This window comes from Patescibacteria group bacterium (assembly GCA_020148045.1).
Taxonomy (GTDB): domain Bacteria; phylum Patescibacteriota; class Minisyncoccia; order Minisyncoccales; family GWA2-38-27; genus JAHCRG01.
This window is the reverse complement of sequence record JAHCRG010000019.1, coordinates 1-3,016: the sequence shown is the minus strand read 5'-3', so window position 1 is coordinate 3,016 and position 3,016 is coordinate 1. Positions and strand designations below refer to the sequence as shown.

Below are 3,016 nucleotides of genomic sequence, written 5' to 3'. Positions count from 1 at the left end.
TAATAAATTCTTTTACATTTTTTAAATTTTCTAATTTTCCTCTCTCTAAGTTATCTGCTACAGTAACTATTGCCCCTTTTTCTACAAGTAACTCAACTAAATGCGAGCCTATTAACCCAGCACCACCAGTTACTATAACTTTTTTATTCTTCCAAAATGACATGTTACTTCTCCTTTAGCATATATTGTAAGACAACCTCCTCATAAAAATATCACCTACAAAATTTGAGAGTTTTATTTTTTGCGTTGTTTTGGTTATTTTATTGGCTCCAATCATCCCTATTAAATGAGCATCTTCCGAATAAAGCTTTAATAGTTCCCCAGCCGTAAACCCATAATGTAATCCAGCAAGCTACTGGATGAAAGAACCAGGCAATATCAGGCTTTTTTAAATAACCTTTTATAGATTGAATCAACAAAGGAAATATAATCAATGTATAAACCAAAAATTTTATATAACCCCAAGATTTTAATTTATATGTGTAACTCCTTATTCCCTTTTGCTTAAAATAAAGATAATCATTAATTCTCCTTTTCTGTTTTTTGATGAAGGTTTTTAAATTGTCACAATAGAGATGAATAATTCCAACCTTTGGTCTTGCAATCCTATTATAGCCATTTTGGATTAAGTCATGTGCAACATCGATATCAAAATAATATGGTTGATATTTCACAGATTCTAAAGCCCATTTCTTAATTAGATAGCCATTTGCTCCCATAGTAGGGACAGAATTTTTATTAATTAAGACCTCTAGATAATCGCCTCGATCAATCTCTTCATCTAATATTAAATCAGTCCATCTTCCTGTTAAATAATTATATCTATCATAATTTCCCAGAAACATGCAGATTGGATCATTGATCCCTGTTAATGCACAATATCTATTAATTATGCTGTCTTCTTTCCTGTAAGTCCAAAATAAGACCTCTGAACTAATTATTTCGGGATTCTCAAAAGGTTTAACCATTTTTAATGACCAATCTTTACCGTCCAAAATATTGTCACTATCAATCAGGGCGATAATATCATGGGAGCTGGCATCAATTCCGATCGCTTTTCCAGCCTCGCCTGTTTTTAGAGGATTTGACAAAATTTTTTCCACCTGATAATATTCACAGATTTCTATTGTCTTATCTGTAGATCCGCCATCTACGATGATTACTTCAATTTTATCTTTTGGATAATTTTGCATCTTAATGCTCTCTAAACAGGGCTTTATCACCCTTTCAGAGTTTAAAGTAGGAATTATGATGCTAATCGAAGGTAATTTTTTATTCACTAAAGTTCCTTTTAGGCCTCAATTTAAGTATAATCGAAATTAATTAACTAGGTTTTTAATTATTATTCCCTTTATAAATGAAATACCATAAGTTAAATGAGTTAGGATTATCCCTAAAGAGGTAACAGAAGCAAGCAAGAATTTGTTACCCTCAGCCATCACCCAAACAGCGCCTATTGCCCATATGGTAAATAGCGATATAAGAAATATATAAGTCGCCAATCTAAATATCAAAGACAATAAAAAAAATACAATAAAGGCTGTTGTTGCTATTGAAGGGATAAAATAAATGGCTCTTAAAGAGGTTTCAGGAAATTTTTTTGCAAAATAACCCCGATGAATTCCAACATTTTTTATTTGTTTTAGGTGCTGCTTGAAAAGGCTTCTTCTATGATGATATACAATTACACTAGGATCATAAATTATCTTTTCTCCGTTTTTGATAATATTAAGACAAACTTTGGTATCTTCACCTCCATAAAAAGTAGAATTAAATCCTCCTATTCTTTTCAGTATCGATCTTCTGATTAACAAGTTATAAGCAGGATAATCGTTTACTTCCTGAAGCTTGAGCGGTTTAAAGCGATATCTTATACCTCCACTACCAAGTCTTGATTCATATACAGCTCCACTAGCTTTCTGCCAAAAACTATCTTCTTGCGGTGTTATTCCAGGTCCTCCAACTGCTGCAATGGCAGGGTTTTTAAAGTGCTTAACAGCATTTCTTAGCCAATTTTTATGAGGATAAGCGTCATCGTCAATAAACGCACATATATCACCTTTACAATGCGGTAATGCAAAATCCCTCTTCTCCGCTGGGCTTGTTTTGTCCTTGCCAGTTATTAAGAATTTTACTTTTTTGTTAGATTTTGTCCTCTCTACTTCCTTGTCGCAAACAATAATTACCTCGTAATTAGGATAATCTAATTCAAAAAAATGTTTCAAATTATTAAAAAACCTCTCGCTTATGACAAAAAGAGGAATTATTATTGATATCATGAGACGCATTAGAAACCTCTCTCTTTAATAAGCGATGAACTGCTATATTTATTGTAATTAATTTGCCTTGTTTAAATATTAATTTTAAAATTTTTCTTGTACAAATATTACCTAGATGTATGCTGTTCTATTTTTGTATAGTATTTGAGGATATACATCCTATAAAATATGGCTAAGGTATCCAACCCTGCATACCACATGTCTTTGAGCTTCATTCTTCCCCATTTCCTGTTCCTTCTGAAATTTAAAACTACGGGCACTTCCTTGATTTTATAATGCAATCGATATGCGTTAGCCAAGAGTTCAACATCAAAGGCAAATCTTTTGCAAAGTATCCGTGGAAAAACCCTGTCCAATACTTCTTTTTTAAACAATTTTAATCCTGTTTGAGTGTCTTTTAAAGGAAGCCTGAAAAGGAGGTAGAGTATAAGACAATAGATAAGGCTTATTACTTTACGATGAAGAGGGTATTTTAGCTTCGATTGGGGATGGAACTTGGAACCTATAACCACATCGGCACCTTCTTTTATCATTTTGCGATATAAGTCATGTAATTGATTTGGATGTAAATCTAAATCAGCATCTAAAAAAGCTATAAGGTCACCGCTGGAATATGAGAATCCCTTTCTCAAGGCAAAGCCTTTGCCTTGATTTTCTTTATAGGTAACAATTCTTAGGAAAGGGTCGTTATCAAAATGTTTCTTCAAGTTTTTTAAAGTGGTGTCCGTGCTTCCGTC

General features: G+C 32.7%; 4 protein-coding genes. All 4 read right to left on the bottom strand.

Features of this window, described 5'->3' with window-relative positions:
* A partial coding sequence (locus tag KJA13_04155) for an NAD-dependent epimerase/dehydratase family protein (GenBank protein ID MBZ9578186.1) occupies nt 1–163 on the bottom strand: 163 nt, incomplete at its 3' end.
* 97 nt (nt 164–260) lie between these two features.
* The gene (locus KJA13_04150; GenBank protein MBZ9578185.1) at nt 261–1,280 is read right to left on the bottom strand and encodes a glycosyltransferase family 2 protein; all 1,020 of its coding nucleotides are present in this window, start codon (nt 1,278–1,280) and stop codon (nt 261–263) included.
* A gap of 39 nt (nt 1,281–1,319) precedes the next feature.
* Nucleotides 1,320–2,279: a glycosyltransferase gene (locus KJA13_04145; GenBank protein MBZ9578184.1), complete on the bottom strand. Its 960-nt coding sequence runs from the start codon at nt 2,277–2,279 to the stop codon at nt 1,320–1,322.
* A gap of 107 nt (nt 2,280–2,386) precedes the next feature.
* A partial coding sequence (locus tag KJA13_04140; protein MBZ9578183.1) for a glycosyltransferase occupies nt 2,387–3,016 on the bottom strand: 630 nt, incomplete at its 5' end.